The following is a 19,751-nucleotide window of genomic DNA, read 5'->3' as shown; positions in this document are numbered from 1 at the left end:
CGGCGCCCGGCACCGGGGTGGAGAATACTCTTCAAGGGCATGGGGATTATTCTTTACAGGGGGGCTTACCCGGATATGCCTTGAGAAACCAGTCAGGCCGAAGGGGTATCCTGTTGCAACGCCATCTCAAAGAAGAGGTGGGGCATGCCGTGGTACTCGCCGTCCAGCTCCGGTTGCCTGGAAAAGCCAAAGGCGGTGAGGACATGGCCGGACCTTGCGTTTTCAGGGTCCGTAAGGGACACGATGCGATCGGCCTTCAGCTGGTCCCGGGCAAACGCAATGCACATCCGACCGGCCTCCGGGCCAACGCCCTGCCCCCAGCTCTTCTTGCCAAGGATGGCACCCAGCTCAATGGCGTCCACCTCCGATAGATACCGAAGTCCGCAGTAGCCCAGGGGTTCGTCGGTCTCTTTCCACGACACCACAAACATCCCGTAGCCAAAGTCCCGCCAGTGGTCCATGAGCACGCAGAGGCGCTGAGCCGCCTCCTCTTCGGCAAGGGGGGCATTGTGGGGAGGAATAAAGCGCATCACGTCCGCATCACCGTAAAGGGCCACGAAAAAATCGCGGTCCGTTGGCCGGGGGGGACGAAGAGAGAGGCGATCACTGATAAGGGGAAATGAAAATGAAGTCATAGATTATGCCTTATACGTCGAGTAAAGGTGATTCCGGCATCAACACATCACCACTCACTTGCCATGGATTTCCAATAATGGCAATACCCAGCAGGGCCATCAAAAGCAGGAAAACAGCAAGTCGCCTCACCCTTGCATGTCCAACGCATTTAGATTTTGTCTCCGGTGTTCCTGTACGGGCCGACGGTTTAAGGCAAGCGACAACCAGGTCTACAGGGTTTCGAGATGGCCAACCTCCCTTGCAGGGACGCACTCCTGAAGGGGTCGGGTCTTCCAACGCCTGTGGATCCAGAACCACTGATCCGGATAGCGCCGCACCATCTCTTCGATGACACGGTTGAAGGCCTGGGTGTTTTCCACGAGGTCCTTCTCCGGGTCACCGGTCTTTAGCACGGGAACCTCCGGGCCGAACTCCGCCCGAAATTTGCCTTTTTCTCGTACCACAAAAAAAGAGATTACGGGCACGTCGGTGGCCATGGCAAAGAAGGCCAGGCCTTTATTCGCACTGGCCTTTCTCCCCAAAAAGTCCACAAAAACGCTTTGACGGGGTTTGCTGGCATTTTGATCAATAAGCAGCCCCACGAGATTTCCTTTAAAAAGCTCTTTCCGAATACCATAGACAGCCCTTCGCGTAGGGTACATACGGCATCCGAACTTTTGCCGAAGCTCCTTGGTGTATCGGTCCAAAGGCTTGAAATCAAGGGTTCGATACACTGCGGCGGACTGAAAACCGGAGGCCATAATAGCTGGGGCCGCAAGTTCCCAATTGCCGATATGAGCCATAACCAGCAAGACGCCTTTCCCTTTCTTATGGGCATTGATGACGTGGTTCAGACCGTAATAACGAAACCGATGGCAGATACCCTCCAATGGCCACCGGGTGCTCTGCCCCATTTCAAAAACAATACGAGCCGTGTTGACAAAATTCCGCTTGGCAAGTCCCGTAAGCGCTTTCTGGTCCATGGAATCACCGAAGACGTGGGCCAGGTTGTCCATGGCCACGGTTCGATGCCGTGTATCGTACTTAAACCAGACATGTCCGACGAAATGAGCAAGCCGGTTGGCTCGTCGTGGGGGAATCAGCCCGATAAGGGTTATTAATGATCTGATAAGGTGGTAAGTCATGAACTCGATACGGCGTGAAAATTTCATACATCTTCCTTCGTACTGTAAATAGCAGCAAACCGAATGAACGGTGGTCGATTCTGGCTGCACGGCCTTTTAAACGATCACGTCACCGACGTTTACCCGCATGAGAAACGTGGCACCGGGGCGTGTACCTGCTGCTCCGGGGTGCGTTGCCTTCTCTTCTGACAACGTATTAACCTGTGGGCTATCTTGCAGCCGCGCAATTACCGTTTTATTCATCTTCGTCCCCGCGCTTCGTATTGATCGCCCTGCTCACCCCGGTCTCTTTCATTGCCCGCAGCGCAACCTTTGTGATATGCTCGCAACAGGTCGTAACATGAAAAGATACACCCGGTTTTACCCCGCCCCACCCCCCTCCACGGCCCGTCTTTGAAGACAGAAACACGAAAGAAGGGCCCCATGGACATCAAAACCGCATTTCCGAAAATCGTCGACAACATCCACGACGGCCTGTACATCGTGGACAAAGACCGCGCCATCACCTTCTGGAACAAAGCCGCAGAACGCATCACCGGATACGCCGCAGAGGAGGTCCTCGGCAAAAAATGCTCGGAGAACATCCTCACCCACCTGGACGGCAAGGGAAACAAGCTCTGCACCGGCCGGTGTCCCCTGGAAAAAACCATGGCCGACAAAAAGATGAGAGAGGCCGAACTCTTTCTGCACCACAAAAACGGCCACCGCATCCCGGTCTCGGTCCGGGTCAGCACCCTTAACGACACTGACGGCAACGTGGTGGGGGGCATTGAGCTTTTCACGGACATCAGCTACCAGACCTTGACAGAGCAGCGAATCAAGGAGCTGGAAAGGCTGGCCCTCCTGGACATCCTCACCCAGCTTGCCAACCGCACCGGCATCCTCCGGGCCCTCCAGGGGGACTTGGAGGAGCACAAGCGCTACGGCGTGCCCTTCGGCATCCTCTTCATGGACATCGACCACTTCAAAAGGGTCAACGACACCTACGGCCATGACGCCGGAGACAAGGTCCTGAAAGCCATCGCAGATACCTTCGTGTCCAACTCACGGGCCTTTGACCTCTACGGGCGGTGGGGTGGAGAAGAGTTCATCGGCATCATCCGAAACATAACGGCCGAGGCCCTGGAGTCCCTGGGCAACCGCCTCCGCACCCTCATTGCCAACGCCACGTGCATCCACAACGGCAAGGCCCTGCGGGTCACCATCTCCATGGGCGCCACCGTCGTGCGGCCCGACGACTCCATCGACAGCCTCATCAAACGGGCCGACACCCTCCTTTACGAAAGCAAATCCGCCGGGAGAAACCGAACTTCCTTCCGCTAAAAAAACCCTCCGGTGGAGGCAAACTGAACCGTTACTCTGGGCCCAAAACCAGAACGCGATCCTGGAACGTAAGCACCTCGACGTCTCTCAGGGTGTTGATGCCGTCCCGGTTTGGGACCCCATCCTCAACGCGGATGCTGAAGCCACTTCTCAGGCGAATGGTGTACTCTGCATAATTTCCGCTGAACAACACCGTGTTTTCACCGCTGTTGCCCGTGATGTCGTTGTTGTATCCGTTGACCCGCACGTTGCTGTTTTCGCCCCCTGTCAGGGTGACGTCTTTGAGGTAGCGGGCATGATGGGTATATGGAAGATCGGGGTCGAACCGCAGGGAGAAGGTCCCTTCAAACCCGGGGTCGATGCGTGCGTTGTAGGTGAGGTAGGGGTGAAAAAAGGTGTTGTCCATAATGGCCGCCCCCATGGGGTCGTTCTGTCGAAGGCCTTCCCGATCCTTTGCGCAATAATGCCCGTACATGCCGCGGTCATTCCACGGCCAGGCGCCCCAGAGGCCGTACCAGCTGTCCACCACGGCGGCCAGGTACTCCTGGGAGAGGCTGTTTTCCCGGGTCCACTCATCAACCACCTCTTCCGGCAGGTCACCCATCAGGCCGTTTTCCAGGGCATATTGCTGGGCCACACGAATTCTGGCCTGCAGCCCGGGCAAGACCCCCGGCAGGGTATGGGGTCCGTCCACGCCGATGCCGTAGTCATGGACAAGGTGAAGAATCTCTTCAAAGGTGGCGTCCCGGTGGTGCTCGTAATCCTGGTTCATGTACCACTCCCCGCCTTCCACCTGGATTTCATTCTGGTAAAGCGGTTGCCCCTCTACCCTCACCGGAAACCACCGATCGTCGCTCCCGTTCAACAGAAGCAACGCCGCGCCGTTGTCGGCCATTCGGTTGGCCACGGCAGATTTGTCCTCGCCGTAAAGGGACCCGGGGCAATCCGTCAGGTAATGCTCCAGCACCCCTTTGGCCCGAAGCATTTGAAGGTCACTGATCTTGTCCTGGGCAAGGATATGAATGGGCTTTCCATTGGGCGCAACCACCTTGGTGTACTTGCAGAACACCCGTCTATACTCTGGTTCCATGGAGGCAGGCACAGCTCCGATGCCCGGTGCCGCCTCTTCGATGCACGCCCCTTTGCAGAGCGCGGGAGAGCTCCAGGCACTGCATGCGACGAGTGTGACAAAAAACAAAACAACCGCAGCTGTGTTTCCTTTATTTTTCATTCCGACTCCTTGTTCTGGTTTTTCTTTTCAGTTAACGCACGGTCGATTCCGCCGTGGCGGACGGGTTGCGTATTTCCGGTAACCGTGGGGGTTGACTTCAAGGCGCAGTGTAGAGCCGGCAAGGGGGCACATTCTATGGAGATTGTGTGTAAAAATGTGTACAAATGTGAAGAAACAGGTTCCCATAAGGGAGGAGTGTTCCAATGACGGCAAAAACCCGTTGCCGACACGGAAAAAACCATGGTACGACCAGACTCGTATCGTGATGTGTCTCCCCTGCCGCACCACCCGACACGGTCGGATACCGCGCGCCGAACCTCTCGGATTCCCAGTCTGAGAACTATCTTTTTCCGTTACACGCTGGAGTTGTTCACATGGAAAAGAAGATCCCCCTGCTGCTGGTTGAAGACGACAACCGCCTTGCCCCGATGATCAAAGAGTACCTTGATAAAAATGGATTTGATGTGACATGGGAACGGCGGGGAGATTGCGCGGAAAAAAGGCTGGCGGAGTGTTCGCCGAAGGTGGTTGTCCTGGATATCATGCTGCCGGGCCTGGACGGGTTTTCCATTTGCCGTGCCATCCGGCCCACATTTACCGGGCCCATTCTGATGCTCACGGCCAAGGGGGACGACATCGACCACGTGGTGGGCCTGGAGCTCGGGGCCGACGACTATGTGGCCAAGCCCATGACGCCCCGGGTCCTCCTTGCCCGGCTCACGGCCCTGCTACGGCGGACCCAGGCGGAAGCCGAGCCCCGACATGCCACGGACACCTTCACTTTCGGAAGCCTCGTCATCGACACCCGGGACCGAAACGCCTTCCTTTCAGGGACCCCCTTGAGCCTCACCACCAACGAGTTCAACCTGCTCACCCTCCTGGCCTCCAGGGCGGGCGAGGTGGTCAGCCGTGATGACATTTCAACAACAATTCGTGGTGTGGCCTACGACGGGCAGGATCGATCCGTGGATGTTCTTGTCTCGCGGGTCAGGAAAAAGGTGGGGGATGACCCCAAGCGCCCCAAACGAATCAAAACCGTCTGGGCGGCGGGGTACCTGCTTGTTACGACGGCGTGGGACGATCCTTCATAGATGGGGCCTGAACAGGCCAGGACAAACGGACCAGGGCACCGCCCAGGCGGGACTCGCCGATGGTCACGCGCCCCCTGTGACGCTCGGCAATGCTGCGGACAATGGCAAGGCCCAGGCCGTGGTTTCCGGACTCCCTGTCCCTGCTCTCATCCAGTCGGATAAAGGGCACAAAGACATTTTCCCGGTGTTCCTCGGCAATGCCGCACCCGTCATCCTCCACGGTGAGGAAAAAGTCGTCCCCTGATCGTTCCAGGGACACCTCAACAGAACTCCGGGCATACCGCACCGCATTGCCCACAAGGTTCCCCAGGGCCCGTCCTAAAAGGCGTTCTTCAGCCAGGGCCGTTGCCTGCTCCGGTTCCAGAAGGTCCTGGAAAGCCACATCCACCTCCGGCCTCACCACGGAAATCCCGGCTCGAAACGTCTCCAGCCACCGGGTCATGTTCACCTCTTGAAAATCAGGTTTTTCGCCCCCATGCTCCATGCGGGAAAAAGCGAGCAGCTCTTCCACCAGGCCGTCTAATTCTTCGATGCTGCACTGGATCTCTGCATTGAGTTTCTGCTTTGCCCCGGCATCGGTGGCTTCGTCCAGGAGCCCGAAGGCAAACTGGAGGCGCGCCAGGGGCGAGCGAAGCTCATGGGAGACGGCATCGGCCAGGTCGATACGGTAGGAAATCTCCCGCTGGACCTGTGCTGCCATGGCGTTGAACTCTTCTGCAAGGATATGCACGGCCGACCCCTTGGAAACCGCGACCCGGGCCGACAGGTCCCCTTTTTTGAACCGCTCGGCCACCCCGGTGAGGGCATCGAGGTCCCGCCACAGGGGCCGCGTCCAGAGAAAGGCCCCTGCGGCAATAAGGACCAGGAACATGCCAAGGACACAGTACACCGATACGTAATAGAGAAGGGCCTCCCCCTCGTCCAGGGAACCGAGGACAAGGTAACTCTCAACACCGGGGAGAGTGCACCAGGCAATGTCTGCCTCCTTGTCCACCCAGATCCCCCTGCGGGCCAGGCGGTCCGCAGCCCCTTGTCCCCCGTCGGCGGGAGGGGCCTTGCTCAGCCGGACCGGAAACCCGAAGACCGGCCCGATGGCGGCAAGGGCCTCCTCGGCGGAAAGGAAGTCCTGTCGCTGAAGTTCCCGGGAGATCAGAAACACGGTAAGGTCCGTGACCCGCTCGTCTTCACCTGTGTACCAGCTCGACCCGTCACGCCCCGGCTCCACCAGAAGCACCTGATCGCTCTTGCCAAGCCGCCGGTAAAAGGCGTCTTCCGAGTAATCACTCACGAGTTTACCGTCTCGCAGGCCCTGCTGTGCGTCGTCTTCCAGGCCCTTCACATCACCCAGGGGCACAAGCGAGGCAAGCCTGCCGGACACCTCGCCAAAGGCCCTCACCAGCTCCGGCCACCGGGAGGGGGGAACTTCCCGGAACTCACGAACGGCAAGTTCCATCACCCCTTTCATGATGCGCTCGTTGTTCTCTTTTTCAAGGGACTCAAGGTAGGGCAGCACAGCCAGAAACGACCCGATCCACACGGCCAGGACAAGCAGCAGCAAGAGGTATAATTTGATAAAGATCTTCTTCATGGCATGTTTTTTCTCTGATGACGGTTTGTCTTACATCATATCCGACTCTTCATCACCCGGTCGGCCTGCAAGGCTCTTGACCAGGCTGTCGTCTGCCTTGACCTTGTCCCCGGGTTCCAGGCCGGCGACGATCTCCACGTGGATGCCGTCGGAGAGGCCTGTGGTCACGGTGCGGTGTTCACAAACCAGGGGATCTTCACCGGTGACGAGGTTCACGAAGGCCCCTTTCTCTTCAAAGGTCACCACCCCTTCATCGATCATGAGCACGTGCTTTCGCTCGGCCAGGACAATTTCTCCGGCCGCGCTGTAGCCCGATCGCAGCAATCCCTCATTGGGAAGGTCCAGGGTGGCCCGCAGGTCAAACTTCACCGCCCCGTTGGTCTGGGTGCCCTTGGGGGAGATGAACTCCGTGACCCCGGACAGGACCTTCTGGCGGTCCGCGCTCAGGGTCACGGCCACAGGCATGCCCGTCTTCACCTTTTCCACGTCGATTTCATCCACGGTTCCCTTGAAGATCATGTCCTTCATGTCCGCGATGACCGCAATGGTGGTGCCCTCGTTCATGGAGTTGCTCTCAATGACCGAGTCCCCCTGCTTCACCGGAACACTCAGGATCATCCCGTCGATGGTGGAGCGAATGAGGGTGTTGGAGGCGGTGTCCCTGTCCCCTGCCCGCCCCTCCAGAATAAGCTGGAGGTTCTCCCTGGCGGCCTTGAGCTCTGCCTGTGCCAGGTCGGCGGCAAGCTCGTGCTCGTCCATCTTGGACTCTGAAATGGAGGCGGACTGAAACAGCTCCCGATTACGCCGGAGGGTATCCCGGCAGTTGGCGAGGTTGATGCGGGCCACCTCCACCCGGGAGCGGGCCGCGCTCAACTGGATCATCTCAGGCACGATCTGGATGGTGGCGATGATCTCGCCCTTCTTGACGGACATGCCCGCCTCTTTTTCCAGGTTCTGGATGATGCCTGCCACCCGGGACTTGATGTTGATCTCCTTTCTCGGCTCGATGTGGCCCGTGATGAGGATCCGGTTGGAAATGTCCCCATAGGACGGCGAAACCGTCCCGAAAGTCTCCACCGGCCCGTGGGACTTGCCGTAGAGAAACACAAAGGTGCCGATAAACAGAGCGGCAACGGAAAGCACAGCAAGGCATGTCATTATTTTTTTCATCGTTTCATCACACTCCATAGTCGTGGCATCTTGCCCCACGAACCATCATGGGTCAGCTTAAAGCAGCCTCCGGCGGCAAGGTGTGCCATCTTGAAAGCAGGTTGCGAATGCGCTTTGCCCCTCGTTCCCCGGGTCAAATCACATCCGCCTTTCAAACAAACGTCTACCGTAACTATTCGGTTGCCTCTGGCGGGTCGCTAATAGTTACCGTCGTCCTAATTTACATCCCCTCCGCCTCCCTTTGCCCCCTGGAGTGCCGCACTCCAGTGCGGCACGGGTAACGACGGACTAAAAGGCCGCTTCGGTCAATTTTTCACGGGCGCAGCCCGTAAGCAAATGAGACGGTCCTTTAGCCCGGATATTTCACGAGTCGAGTGCACCCATATTCAAGGCATCAGAGCTGCAGATGTAGTGTTTTACCTCAAGGCTCTGATAACGCAGAAGATGGGTGCACTCGGCTCGCCCGAAGGGTGAGAAAATCGACCAGAAAAAGACGAATGGCATTTTGCATTTTTCAAATATCTAAATTTCACCCACTAACCGCCTGTAATGATATTTTATTGATTTGGCTTGACCGTTTTCTCATGAAATATCCGGGTTAGGAACGAAGGGCCGAAGCATTTGCGAAACTATTCGTCCTGGATGGCCTCCACAGGCTTGATGCGAACGGCCCGCTGGGCAGGCAGAAGGCCTGCCAGAATGCCTGCCACCACCAGGACGGCCAGGGCGCCCAGGGCCGCGTCCAGGCTGATGGAGGGATTGAGGAACATGCTCCCCTCTCCTCCGGCCGAGGCCTTTTTGAGCACGCGGTTGGCGGCCTCCAGAATCACCACCCCGGCAGACAGCCCAGCATATCCCGACACGCAGGTAAGCAGGGCCGACTCGCAGACAATCTGGAGCCGGACCTGAAGGGGGGTTGCGCCCAGGGCCCGCTTGATGCCGATCTCGCGGGTCCGCTCCCGAATCACCAGGAGCATGATGTTGCAGATTCCGATGACACCGGCAGCCAGGGTCCCTAAGCCCACGGCCCAGGAGAGGGCGGAGATCCCGAAAAAGAGGCTCGTCATTTTTCTGTACTGGCGCTCGATGTTCAGGTGGCCCACGGCCTGGGCATCGTCGGGGGCGATGCTGTGGCGCTCCTTGAGGATGGCGATGATGCGCTCCTCCAGGGTGGCCACGCTCACACCGTCGGCGGCGGTGACGCCCATGTAATGAATGTCGTCCCCCAAATTCAGGAGGCCGCCCAGGGTGGCAAAGGGCAGGTGAACAGTCCGGCTCTTCTGGCGATCCTGGGCGGAGATGGGGGCCACCACCCCCACCACCCGGAAGTACCCGCCGAACACTTTCACCTTTTTTCCGAGGGGGTCTTCTCCGGGCAGGAAAAGCACCTCGGCCACACGCTTGCCGATGACGCACACCTTCCGCTTGTCCCGAATGTCCAGGCCGTTGATGAACCGGCCCTTCAGGATCTTCATGGACTCGATGTCCCGCCAGCTCGGCACGTCCCCCACCACGGTAAAGGAAGCGGAACGGGCCCCCCGGGCCACATTCTTGGCCCCGCTGCCCGCGTGAAGGCGCGGAGCAATGCTTTTGAGCTCGGCCAATTTGTGCTTGAGAACAGCCACGTCCTGCAGGGTGATGTGCCACTCCCGGCCCCGGCTGTACCCGCCGCCGGGTTTTCCCGTGGGCTGGGACCAGAGATAGGCGCCGTTTTTGGCGTACCCGTCAAAATCCTTCATGGCCCCGTTTTTCAGGGCGTTTCCCGCACCGGTGAGGAGGGTGAGCATGAAGAGGCCCCAAAACACGCCAAAGGCGGTCAAAAACGTCCGGGTCTTGTTGCACCCAAGGGTGTGGAAAATCTCTTTCCAGTAATCCGCATCAAACATGGTCGTTACTCCCGCATGGCCTCAATGGGTTTCACAAGGGCCGCCCTTCGCGCCGGGAAAAAACCGGCCAGGACCCCGGCTGCAGACAGAAGCAGCAACGCCTTCACCGCAATGCCGAAATCCACGGTGGGATTCAAAAACACGGTGAAATTGCCCAGGACGTCTGTGCTCTCGGCCGCCTTGGCGCTTGTCACCGCCATAATCCACTGCACCAGTTCCAGGGTGGCCACCCCTGCCACCAGGCCTGTGTACCCGGCCGCAACGGTGATGAGCACCGCCTCGGTCACCACCATGCCCACCACCGATGCGGGGGTGGCCCCCACTGCCTTGCGGATACCGATCTCCCGGGTCCGCTCACGCACGGTGATCAGCATGATGTTGCTGATCCCCACGATACCGGCAATGAGGGTGCCGATGCCGGTGATCCAGAGAAACAGGCGAATGGCCGTAAAGAGCTTGCGGAACATGATGGACTCTTCCTGGCTGTTCATGGTCATGAGGGCGGCTTTGTCCGACGGGTCAAAGCGATGCTTGCCGGCCAGGGCAACCCGGGTGCCGGCTTCCATGAGGCGACTTTTTGCCAGAGGGGTCTCGCCGTCCACAAGATAGGTAAACCCCGTGATCTTCCGGTCGGTCTGAAAGAGGCGCTGTCCCGTGGCAAAGGGAATGTAGATCGTCCGGCTGCCGAAGCTGGAAAGGCGCTTGAAGACCCCCACCACGGTAAAGGGAATCCCCCCGATGAGAAGGGACTGACCCACGGCCTCTGGCTTTCCGAAGAGAGCCCGGGCGATTTCGTCGTCCACCACTGCTGTTTTGCGGGTTTCCTGCATATCCACGGAGTTCAGGTAGCGTCCCCGGATCATCTCCACACGGGTGATGTGCCGGTTCTCCGGGCAGACGGCCTCCACGTTGAAAAATCCGTACTCGCTGCCGTGGCGCACCGGGGTCTCCAGGTTCAGTTCAATGACCGGGGCCATGTGGCCAATGCCCTTGATGCGCCCGCGAACCAGCTCGGGGTCCTCCCGGTTCAAGAGAATCTCCCGACCCGCCGCCACCCCGTTGTGGTCTTTCTGGGTAAACCCGCCGTACACGGAGATGGCGTTCATGGCCTCTCCCTTGAAGTTCTCCCGAAGGCCGTTTTCAAGGCCGGTGCCCGCCCCCAGCAGAACAATGAGGATAAAGATCCCCCAGGCCACGGAGAACCCCGTGAGAAGGGTCCTCAAACGATTCCTGTTCAGCACGCCGAAGACCTCCCGCCACCGGTCCGCGTCAAACATCTCCGCCCCCCTTGTGCTCCGAGGTGCCGGCCTCGATGCGTCCGTCCTTCAACCGGATCATGCGGTCCGTCATCTCCGCGATGTCGGGTTCATGGGTGATGATGACAATGGTCTTGCCCGTGGCGTTGATCTCCCGGAGCAGGGCCATCACCTCGTAGGAGGTCTCGGTGTCCAGGGCGCCGGTGGGCTCGTCCGCCAGGATCAGGGGCGGATCGGTGATAAGGGCCCGGGCAATGGCCACCCGCTGCTTCTGCCCGCCGGAGAGCTCTGCTGGAAGGTGACCGGCCCGGTCTGCCAGCCCCACGCGCGCCAACAGGGACCTGGCAAGACGATTTCTCTCGCGCCGTCGAACGCCCCGGTAGTACAAAGGCAGGGCCACGTTCTCTTCGGCTGTCTTGAAAGGGATAAGGTTAAAGGACTGGAATACGAAGCCCAGGTTCCGGTTGCGCAGGCGAGCGGCCCGGGTTTCGTCCATGGCCCCCACGGCCATGCCGTTGAGGAGGTAAGAGCCGCTGTCGTAGCTGTCCAGAAGCCCCAGGATGTTCAGGAGGGTGGACTTCCCCGATCCCGAGGACCCCATCACCGACACCATTTCCCCTTCACACACCGACAGGTCGATGCCCTTGAGCACATGGAGCCGTCCCTCTCCCAGGGGATATGTTTTGTGCAGACCCTTGATCTCAATCATAGTCGAAGAACCTCTTGCCGCCGTCATAAAACAGGGACGTTTCAACGGCCCGTTCCATCTCGGCCATGGCCCGGTACATGGCATACCGCGCCTCGGCACGGCTGTTCTCCGCCTGGGTGAGCATCATGTTGGCATCCAGAAGGTCCGTGGGCGTGGCGCTCCTGGCTTTGACCATGGCCTCGGTGACGCGGTGGTTCTCCCGGGCCGAGGCCACTTCGCTGTGGGCTGCATCATAGCTTGCCACGGCGAGCCGGTAATCCTCCACCACCCGTTTCAAAGCGGTTTCAAGGGTCAACCGGGTGTCTGCAAGGGTCTCTTGAACCCGGGAGACCTCGGACCGGGCGCTTGCCAGGCGGCTCTTCCTGGCGGTGCCGTCGAAGAGGGTCCAGCTGAGATCGGCTCGCGCCACGGTATCGTCGTTGTGGCCGTAGGCCCTGCCGTCGGGCATGGCCGAGTCCCCGTAATGGGTCCATCCGGCCGACACGTCCAGGGAGGGCCACCAGCTGCCTTTGGCCGCCCGGGCATCATACCCCCTGGAGGTCAGCAAGGTGTCCAGATATTTCAACTCGCTGCGGTTGGCGTCCATCATGGCCGTCAGCTGCTCTAGGGCCGGTACCCCCGGGGTCTCCGCCGGAAAATCCGTCAAGGGCTCGGCGCCGGAAAGGGTAAGCCCCGTTACCTTTTCCAGGTCGAAGATCGCCACCCGTACTCGTCTTTGGGCTTCCAGGACCTTGCGATGGGCGGCCACGGCCCGGGACTCCACCTTAAGCACCTCGTTTTTCGGAAAGAGTCCCACCTTGTAGGACAACCGCGTGGTCTTGAGCTGTGACTGCAGGAGCGCCTCGGACTCTGTGGCCACGGCCCTCTTCTTCCGGGCGCTCAGCACCTCGATGTAAGCCTTGATCACCTTGAGCTTGTAGTCCTCCACCTGGCCGGTTTCCTGGAACTGCCGGGCCTGGTAGCCTGCCGCAGCCGACCGATAGGTGTTGAGGTCGGCCAGCCCGTTGAAGAGGTTCCAGCTCACCGCCACTCCGGCAGACGAGCTGTCCCGTCCGTCACCGCCCGCCGACCGGTCTGTCCGGGAGTAGCCGTAACGGGAGGTGACCTTCGGCATCAACGCCGCCTGGGCCGTGTCCCGTCTGTACTTGTCAATATCGGTCTCATGGGACGCCCCTTTCAGGGTGTGGCTGTTTTTCAGCCCCGCCTTTACGGCGTCCTGCAGGGTCAGGGCATAAAGAGGCCCTGAAACCCACAAACTCAGTAAAAAAACAACTGCACTGATCGCGCTTCTCATACCTAAGGTGTGCCTTCTGTGTGTCAGTCAAGATATTCTCTGGGGTTGGCTCCTTTACGGAGTCATGTCCTGCCGGGCCAGCTGACCTGAAAATCAGCCTCCGCATTGTAGGCAATGCATACAGTGAAAGCAATTTCAGATATGTCATATCAGCAGAACCACCCACGGAGTAAACAAGGACACCGGGCTTAAAAGGTATACCCGATGCCTGCCCCCACCATCAGGGTAGAGCTTTCGAAAAAGGAGATATTGCTTGTGGTCTCCCCCATGGCAGCCCTTGCCTGGAAAAAATAGCGGTCGTACCCCAACGGGGCGTGGTAGGTATATTCCGTGCTGAAAATCCACCCCTTGTCCTCACGGGTTTTTCCAAACACCGGGTGGGTTGCATCGTAACGCCTCTGCTCTCCGGAAACCACGGAAGAGAGGCTCCAGCGCCCCATGTCCAGGATGTGAATGAGATTCACGCGGTATCCGTCGTAGCTGTTGCTTTGGCCGTCAAAATCACCCTGGACGCCCCCCAGCCCTGCCAGGACCATGGACCGCTCGCCAAAAAACAGAGGAAACGACACCGTGGCTTCACCGGTCTCACCGTCCCTTTTCAGGTCCGGGTTGTTCTTCCCGGACACGTCGTCCCGCACCCGCGTGAGGGTGTAGGCCACGTCCAGGCTAATGGGAAGCCCCAGGACATCCTCCCAGGAGAGCCCCACGGTGCGGTCCTTGGACTTGGTCATCTCTCGGGCCGATCCCACGAGGTAGGGATCTTTCCAGACATCGGTGCGATGGCGGGAAAAGCTTAAGGCCATGGTTCCCAGGTCCCCCAGGGACTGGCCCACGGTGAGGTTGCCGATGACGCTTGTCTCAAGCTCTTCAAGGCCGTCCACCACGTCCATGGACACCCACGTCCCCGTGGAGTCGAAATAATACCCCCCCTCCAGGGTCATCAGGGGGATAAAGGAGGTCTCTTTATCGGCGGTGTCTTCCAGGCTGGTGATGGTTTCGTTTCCATCTTCCGCATCCAAAAGACTGGGCCGCCAGTGAGACACACCGCCCCCGAGCATGGCGGTGCCGTAAAATCCGCCCTCTTCACCCTCCGGTGCCGGGCCCTCGGCCCATACGCCCATGGGAGCGCAACAAAACATCACACACATCACAAAAAAAGCAATCCGTCCCACAATAGTCACCTCACATCCTCAAGCCTTGTGTTTGTTCTTTGCTGCCTCAGGGCAGCATGACTTCCGATAAGTCCATGGCTATCACGGGTTGTGCGTGTCATTCTGTGGAGAATGTGTGAAGAAATGTAACGAAGGGCCTGGACGCCCCCGGGCAAAGGCATGAGTTGTTGCAGCTACTTCCGTTTGGCTCCCCTTCCGGGGCCAACCTGTTGAAACGTAAAACGTAGCTATTCAGCTCCAAAAATCAGCCACAGGCGGCCCTGCCGGGGGCCAAACTTTTGAAACGTTTAATAAACAGGCCTTGCTCACTTATCCAGAAACCTTCGCGAATGTCCTCACCCTGAGGAACGAAGGGAGAGGGCATTCGCAACCTGGGGTCCAGGGGTGGCGAAGCCACTTAGGCAAAAATCCCCTGGCCGCCGGAGGCAGGCTTTTCTTGCCCACGTTAACCATGGAAGGCATCGCTTTTGTTTTTTGCCTCAGGCGGCCCGGCCGGTGTAAAATGCAAAAAACAGCACTCCCACGTTTTGTTTGAACGCCCCCACAAAGCCCAAAGGAGGTTCCGTGAACCCTGCACGCAAACGCGTCATTGTCGACTCGGACATGGGATGGGACGACATCCTCTCCATTCTCTGCCTCATGAAGCACCCTTCGGTGGAGCTCCTCGGCATCTGCGTCACCGGGTGCGGGGAGACCGACCTCCGGTGGGGCACCCTCATCGCCAAGACCCTCACAGAGCTGGCCAACCGGCCCAGGGTCCGGGTCTGCGCCGGCACCAGCACGCCCATGGGGTTTGATCACCGGTTTCCCCAACCCTTCAAGGATGAGATGAACAGTGTCATGGGGCTTCTGGGGAGCCTCAACCCCTCCGTCAGCTTTGAAACGGACCCGCGCCCGGCCTGGCAGTTCCTGGCCGACACCCTGGAGGCGACCGACGAAAAAATCACCCTCCTCTGCCTGGGCGGGTTTACCAACCCTGCCCGCATGATGGACACCTCCCCTGCCCCACGAATCGACAACATTGAAAAAATCGTCGCCATGGCCGGGGCTGTTTATGTGGACGGCAACGTGGCCCTGCTCAACAACGCCAGGGACGCGTGGGACCAGGGCCCGGTGTACGCCACCAACCACGGGGCCGAATGGAATGTCTTTATCGATCCTGTGGCGGCAAAGCGTATCGTGGACTCCCCCATCCCCCTGACCCTGGTTCCCCTGGACGCCTGCAACCACGTGCTCCTGGGCCCGGATCTGACTGAGGCACTTACCGCCGTCGACCCCCTGGCCACCCTGGCAAAACGAATCCTCCTTGAGAAAACCGGTCCCCACAACGAAGGCATCCCCGTTCCCGTCTTCGACCCCCTGGCCACCCTGGTCATGACCGGGGACATGCAGAGCTGCCAGTCGTACCGGGCCTTCCTGGACATCGACATAACGGAGAGCGAGACCGACAACCGGTGCGGCACAACACGGATCAGCCGGACAGGCTCCCGAAAAGTCACCGTCATCCAGGGGGGCTCCCGGCAGGAGTTCAAGGCCCGGTTTGCAGCCATCCTCAACGGAACAGGCAAAACCTGACAAAATGAACATATGACGACTTTGTTCATTGCACTTCCCCCCGCCTTTCTCTATACTTCAGGGTATCCCACCTCACACAACGCGAACGAAGGGCTCACGCATCTGCATGCCCGGATTGCGCACCCGCTGTTTGAGCCCTCTTGCCGGTCTCGGTTTGTGCAAACGATTTGCCAACCATAACCATCAAGTCAGGGGGAGACGTCATGAAAAAAAACAGTTTCGTGCTTACGATTTTTCTGCTTTTCACCCTCATCCCATGCACCGCCCTTTCGGCGGAAACCTTCGAGGACCGGGTCTGTTTCAGGGGCAACCAGGCATCGTTCAACACGAGGTACGACGTTAAACTCAAAGACGGCGACATCTGGATCAAGGAGAGAACCGGGGTCAACACACCGGAGCCACGGGTCAAACTTGAGCTCCCGGAGGGCCTTGCCGGCCAGGTCACCGAGTTTGCCATGGACGATGAGCACATCATCGCCTTGAACGGTGAGCGCCAGATCTACACCATGTGGAACGGGCTTGATGACATATCGGACTTCACCTGGCAGAAGGAGTGGGGCATTCCCTTCTGGATGGGCCCAGGCATGAAACTCACCGACGAGATCATCACCTGGGATTTTTCCGTGGTGTCGAGGCGGGAAGATGGGTACTGGACCGACCCGGCGGGCAATCTCTTTGAGGTGGGGCTGGCCAAATGCTCCCATATCTGGATGCTGGGGCCCAACGGCCAGGACCTGATCTACAACGACCCGTGGCTGCCCACGGACTACAGCTACGGCATCTGCGGACCGGAAAGGGGGGCCTTCCAGGCCCTCAACCTCAGCACCAGCGGGTCCCACCTGTTTCTCATCAACAAATACGGGGACATGTACACGCGGTTCTACGACTTTGATATCGGGGGCGCCGACGCCTTTCTCCCCTCTTCTTACGAAGACCAGAGCGACAAGCTCATCCCCCTCATCCAGATCCCAACCTACTGGGTCCGCCATCCGAAAATCTCCGGCACCATCACCGACCGCATCAGCATCCACAAAATCGGGCGTAACTGCATCCATCGCACCCTGCGGGTGGAAGGCGTAAGCGAAGACGGAGAAACCGGGTACTTTGAAAAGGACATCACCGAGGTGGACGACACCACCCAGTGGACCTTCCACGCCACGGGTGCCCCCCTGTCCGGCACCATCCTGGACAACCGGGAGGGAGACACCACCCACCTGACCCTGGGGGAACGGGACGACCGGTACTACGGGAAAAACATGGATAACCTGGGCTCCCTCACCCCGGGCCTGCCCTGGTACCACATCATCAACGGCAATGACTGGGCCGCAGAGCTCACCAACTTCAGCTGCTACAACACCCCGGTGGACCTTGTGGTGCACCTGAGCCCGGAGGAGTCCCTCAACCTGAAGCTGCACACCAAGGAGACCATCCGCGTCAGCCCGCGCCCCAGGGGCCTGACCGACGATCCCCGGTACATCCCCGGGGCAATTGAAGTCCCGCAAGAGCTTCTGGACAGGTACTCCGAGCTGCCCGTGAAATCGCGAAAATTCATTTCAAGCTACCTGATGAAACGGGAGTTCACCCGCGTGGATATCCAGGCCACTCTGGACAAGGTAACCGTCACAGGCACGGCAGGGGGCCTTCTCATCGTGTGGACCTTCCGGCATTGACATCACGATAAAAAAAGCCTCCGGCGGCCCTGCCGGGGGCCAAATTTTTGAAAACCAGGCAACTATTCAGCCCAATCCACCTCTGATTGCCAGAATAATATTTACAGCTTGTTATGTGACATCCCGTCGGGTGTGCTTGCGCACCATTTGTTCGGAAAACCACCATCTTTTGCCATGCCTATGCTGCGTGAAGATCACCCGCACATTGGTTGTTATGACCGTTACGATTCTTCGGCGGTGCGCAAGCGCACCCTACCTCACCTACCCCGTCGGTAACGCTTCATACCCACATAAACTGAATAGTTACAAAACCGCTGGATTCCTTCTGCCTTGAGGCCAAGGATACGTAAAGCACGCCCCGTCATGCCCCTTCCGAAGACAAGCTTCCTCCACGTTTTTCGATTGACAGGTGGCGCCAATACGCGTAATCAAAAAGGGAACTTTTATTCTCAAGGAAACCAGAATGAACAACGCTTGCCACATATTGGCGGCGGCAGCGGCCATGGGGTCAACCCATTGTCGTTTCGCTGCCTTCTGATTATATAGACCGCAGTAAGAACGCCATGGGTTGACGACGACAACCCGTGGCTTTTTTTTTGCCCCGGGCTGTCCCCGGGGCCCCGCCCTCACATACCGACCCATTGAGCCTTCTTACCCCAAACCCAACCGGAGGCGACACATGACGGAAGAACCACTCATCAAGTACTCGGAACGAATGGGCCACCTGCCCCCGTACCTGTTCGGCATGATCAACAAAATGAAGATGGACAAGCGCAGGAAGGGGCTGGATGTCATCGACCTGGGCATGGGCAACCCTGTGGACCCGGCACCGGACAAGGTGACCGAGATGCTCTGCAAGGTGGCCAAGGACCCCAAGAGCCATCGCTACCCCGTGGCCGGAGGCATCAAGCACTTGAAGCAGGAGCTGGCCCTGATGTACGACAGGGACTACGGGGTCTCCCTGGATCCCGGCTCCGAGGTGATCACCACCATCGGCTCCAAAGAGGGGGTTTCCCACCTCTGCCTGGCCCTTTTGGGCCCCGGAGACACCATCATGGTGCCCACCCCGGCGTTTCCCGTCCACATCTACGCGGCCATCATCGCCGGGGCCAACGTGGTCCGGTTTCCCATGGCCTCGGATGAGGACATGCTCAGGCAGATCTCCGACCTCTGCGAGTCCATGTACCCCGTGCCCAAGATGCTGATGCTTAACTACCCCCACAACCCCACGGGCCAGGTGACAAGCGTGGACTTCTTCAAAGAGGTGGTAAAGCTCGCCAAGAAATACCGCTTCATGGTGATCCAGGATTTCGCCTATTCGCGCATCACCTACGACGGCTACAAGGCCCCCAGCTTCTTCGAAGTTCCCGGGGCCAAGGACGTGGGCGTGGAGTTCGGCTCCTTCTCCAAGTCTTACAACATGGCCGGATGGCGCATGGGCTACTGCGTGGGCAACGCCGAGATGATCACAGGCCTGGAGAAGATCAAGGGCTACTACGACTACGGCATCTTCACCGCCATCCAGGCAGCGGGCATCGTGGCCCTTCGCGACTGCGAGGCCAACATCGCCGAACAGGTGGAAGTCTACCTGAAGCGAAGAGACACCATGTGCGACGTCCTCAGGCGCATGGACTGGGATGTGGAGGCCCCCAAGGCGGGCATGTTCCTCTGGGTGAAGATCCCAGAACGCTACAAAAACAGCCACGACTCCATGGCCTTTGCCATGGAACTCATGGAAAAAGCCCACGTGGCCGTGGCCCCCGGAGCGGGCTTCAGCAAGGAAGGGGAAGGCTACCTCCGCCTGGCCCTGGTGGAGAACGAAGAGCGCATCCGTCAGGCCCTCCGTCAGATCCGGCAGGCGGACATAGACCTCAGGTAAATCGGTAAATCAGGTAATAAGGGGATAGGTCACAGGCTGGGGTTTTTGTGGCTCACCGGGCCATGATCATCGTGTGGGCCACCAGGGTGGTTTTGATGACACCGTCTCAAGTGGCCGATGCCCCGTAGGGTGCACTCTGTGCACCGT

15 protein-coding genes are annotated in these 19,751 nt (G+C 59.0%); 5 read left to right on the top strand and 10 right to left on the bottom strand.

Going from position 1 to position 19,751, the window contains the following annotated elements:
* Positions 1-92: 92 nt before the first annotated feature.
* Positions 93-635: a GNAT family N-acetyltransferase gene (locus tag ACOYW0_RS16390; RefSeq protein WP_482414905.1), complete on the bottom strand. Its 543-nt coding sequence runs from the start codon at positions 633-635 to the stop codon at positions 93-95.
* 210 nt (positions 636-845) lie between these two features.
* Entirely contained in the window at positions 846-1,787 is a 942-nt protein-coding gene (locus ACOYW0_RS16385) for a lysophospholipid acyltransferase family protein (protein WP_482414904.1), read from the bottom strand.
* Between the two features lie 396 nt (positions 1,788-2,183).
* Here ACOYW0_RS16385 and ACOYW0_RS16380 point away from each other — a divergent pair, with 396 nt between their 5' ends.
* Entirely contained in the window at positions 2,184-3,083 is a 900-nt protein-coding gene (locus tag ACOYW0_RS16380; RefSeq protein ID WP_482414903.1) for a GGDEF domain-containing protein, read from the top strand.
* Between the two features lie 31 nt (positions 3,084-3,114).
* On the opposite strand, the gene ACOYW0_RS16375 is transcribed toward ACOYW0_RS16380, so the two are convergent.
* Complete coding sequence (locus tag ACOYW0_RS16375) at positions 3,115-4,314, bottom strand: hypothetical protein (protein WP_482414902.1); 1,200 nt, start codon at positions 4,312-4,314, stop codon at positions 3,115-3,117.
* Between the two features lie 374 nt (positions 4,315-4,688).
* On the opposite strand from ACOYW0_RS16375, the gene ACOYW0_RS16370 reads away from it, so the two are divergent.
* Positions 4,689-5,405, top strand: coding sequence for a winged helix-turn-helix domain-containing protein (locus tag ACOYW0_RS16370; RefSeq protein WP_482414901.1), 717 nt, complete (start codon positions 4,689-4,691; stop codon positions 5,403-5,405).
* Here the strand turns inward: ACOYW0_RS16370 and ACOYW0_RS16365 are convergent.
* From ACOYW0_RS16365 to ACOYW0_RS16335, 7 genes are all read right to left on the bottom strand, one after another.
* The gene (locus tag ACOYW0_RS16365) at positions 5,377-6,993 is read right to left on the bottom strand and encodes an ATP-binding protein (RefSeq protein ID WP_482414900.1); all 1,617 of its coding nucleotides are present in this window, start codon (positions 6,991-6,993) and stop codon (positions 5,377-5,379) included. The two genes, ACOYW0_RS16370 and ACOYW0_RS16365, sit on opposite strands and share 29 nt — an antisense overlap.
* Before the next feature lie 30 nt (positions 6,994-7,023).
* Positions 7,024-8,151: an efflux RND transporter periplasmic adaptor subunit gene (locus ACOYW0_RS16360; protein WP_482414899.1), complete on the bottom strand. Its 1,128-nt coding sequence runs from the start codon at positions 8,149-8,151 to the stop codon at positions 7,024-7,026.
* Positions 8,152-8,792: 641 nt separating this feature from the next.
* A complete protein-coding gene (locus ACOYW0_RS16355) occupies positions 8,793-10,049 on the bottom strand; it encodes an ABC transporter permease (RefSeq protein WP_482414898.1) in 1,257 nt (418 codons plus the stop codon).
* A 5-nt stretch (positions 10,050-10,054) separates the two neighbouring features.
* Entirely contained in the window at positions 10,055-11,326 is a 1,272-nt protein-coding gene (locus ACOYW0_RS16350) for an ABC transporter permease (RefSeq protein WP_482414897.1), read from the bottom strand.
* Positions 11,319-12,014 (bottom strand): ABC transporter ATP-binding protein, encoded by a 696-nt coding sequence (locus ACOYW0_RS16345; protein WP_482414896.1) that lies wholly within the window; start codon positions 12,012-12,014, stop codon positions 11,319-11,321. The genes ACOYW0_RS16350 and ACOYW0_RS16345 overlap by 8 nt, the downstream gene beginning before the upstream one ends.
* Positions 12,007-13,308 (bottom strand): TolC family protein, encoded by a 1,302-nt coding sequence (locus ACOYW0_RS16340; protein WP_482414895.1) that lies wholly within the window; start codon positions 13,306-13,308, stop codon positions 12,007-12,009. The genes ACOYW0_RS16345 and ACOYW0_RS16340 overlap by 8 nt, the downstream gene beginning before the upstream one ends.
* A 188-nt stretch (positions 13,309-13,496) precedes the next feature.
* Positions 13,497-14,480, bottom strand: a complete 984-nt coding sequence (locus ACOYW0_RS16335) for a DUF2860 family protein (RefSeq protein ID WP_482414894.1) — start codon at positions 14,478-14,480, stop codon at positions 13,497-13,499.
* Positions 14,481-15,044: 564 nt separating this feature from the next.
* Here ACOYW0_RS16335 and ACOYW0_RS16330 point away from each other — a divergent pair.
* The 3 genes from ACOYW0_RS16330 to ACOYW0_RS16320 all read left to right on the top strand — a co-directional run bounded on the left by ACOYW0_RS16330 (position 15,045) and on the right by ACOYW0_RS16320 (position 19,604).
* Positions 15,045-16,055: a nucleoside hydrolase gene (locus ACOYW0_RS16330; RefSeq protein WP_482414893.1), complete on the top strand. Its 1,011-nt coding sequence runs from the start codon at positions 15,045-15,047 to the stop codon at positions 16,053-16,055.
* A gap of 203 nt (positions 16,056-16,258) precedes the next feature.
* Positions 16,259-17,725, top strand: coding sequence for a hypothetical protein (locus ACOYW0_RS16325; protein WP_482414892.1), 1,467 nt, complete (start codon positions 16,259-16,261; stop codon positions 17,723-17,725).
* 679 nt (positions 17,726-18,404) lie between these two features.
* Positions 18,405-19,604, top strand: coding sequence for an aminotransferase class I/II-fold pyridoxal phosphate-dependent enzyme (locus ACOYW0_RS16320; protein ID WP_482414891.1), 1,200 nt, complete (start codon positions 18,405-18,407; stop codon positions 19,602-19,604).
* The last annotated feature ends 147 nt before the right edge of the window (positions 19,605-19,751 follow it).

The organism is Desulfoluna sp. HI9BLuna (assembly GCF_056829775.1).
The sequence above is the reverse complement of the archived record's forward strand: the minus strand, read 5'-3'. Positions and strand labels throughout refer to the sequence as shown.

Coding starts and splice junctions, on each gene's coding strand:
- ACOYW0_RS16390 (WP_482414905.1), bottom strand. CDS start 635: ATGACTTCATTTTCATTTCCCCTTATCAGTGATCGCCTCTCTCTTCGT.
- ACOYW0_RS16385 (WP_482414904.1), bottom strand. CDS start 1,787: ATGAAATTTTCACGCCGTATCGAGTTCATGACTTACCACCTTATCAGA.
- ACOYW0_RS16380 (WP_482414903.1), top strand. CDS start 2,184: ATGGACATCAAAACCGCATTTCCGAAAATCGTCGACAACATCCACGAC.
- ACOYW0_RS16375 (WP_482414902.1), bottom strand. CDS start 4,314: ATGAAAAATAAAGGAAACACAGCTGCGGTTGTTTTGTTTTTTGTCACA.
- ACOYW0_RS16370 (WP_482414901.1), top strand. CDS start 4,689: ATGGAAAAGAAGATCCCCCTGCTGCTGGTTGAAGACGACAACCGCCTT.
- ACOYW0_RS16365 (WP_482414900.1), bottom strand. CDS start 6,993: ATGAAGAAGATCTTTATCAAATTATACCTCTTGCTGCTGCTTGTCCTG.
- ACOYW0_RS16360 (WP_482414899.1), bottom strand. CDS start 8,151: ATGACATGCCTTGCTGTGCTTTCCGTTGCCGCTCTGTTTATCGGCACC.
- ACOYW0_RS16355 (WP_482414898.1), bottom strand. CDS start 10,049: ATGTTTGATGCGGATTACTGGAAAGAGATTTTCCACACCCTTGGGTGC.
- ACOYW0_RS16350 (WP_482414897.1), bottom strand. CDS start 11,326: ATGTTTGACGCGGACCGGTGGCGGGAGGTCTTCGGCGTGCTGAACAGG.
- ACOYW0_RS16345 (WP_482414896.1), bottom strand. CDS start 12,014: ATGATTGAGATCAAGGGTCTGCACAAAACATATCCCCTGGGAGAGGGA.
- ACOYW0_RS16340 (WP_482414895.1), bottom strand. CDS start 13,308: ATGAGAAGCGCGATCAGTGCAGTTGTTTTTTTACTGAGTTTGTGGGTT.
- ACOYW0_RS16325 (WP_482414892.1), top strand. CDS start 16,259: ATGAAAAAAAACAGTTTCGTGCTTACGATTTTTCTGCTTTTCACCCTC.
- ACOYW0_RS16320 (WP_482414891.1), top strand. CDS start 18,405: ATGACGGAAGAACCACTCATCAAGTACTCGGAACGAATGGGCCACCTG.